General features: G+C 33.1%; 1 pseudogene. It reads right to left on the bottom strand.

Features of this window, described 5'->3' with window-relative positions:
- Positions 1-251, bottom strand: a pseudogene (locus tag SB765_RS32015) (adenylate/guanylate cyclase domain-containing protein); the annotation flags it as partial.

Here is a 251-nt window from a genome sequence, read left to right as displayed (position 1 = left end):
GTTGCAGGGCTTGGTAACAAAGCTATATATTTTTCATGGTTGAGTACATATTGCTTGTAATTAATTCGATTGCCATCAGCATCTAGATAATTTGGTTCAACAAACTCTTTTTTTACCCTTTCGCCTTTAGATTGAACATGCCTTATTTCCAAAATATCTTCAGGTAAATCTAATAACTCTTTAATTGATTGCCCCAATAGAACTCTATTTTTAGGAGCTCTTTGCTGTAACTTTGCTGCAATATCAACATA

The sequence above is a fragment of the Pseudomonas sp. SIMBA_067 genome, assembly GCF_046534675.1.
GTDB lineage: Bacteria > Pseudomonadota > Gammaproteobacteria > Pseudomonadales > Pseudomonadaceae > Aquipseudomonas > Aquipseudomonas putida.
The sequence above is the reverse complement of the archived record's forward strand: the minus strand, read 5'-3'. Positions and strand labels throughout refer to the sequence as shown.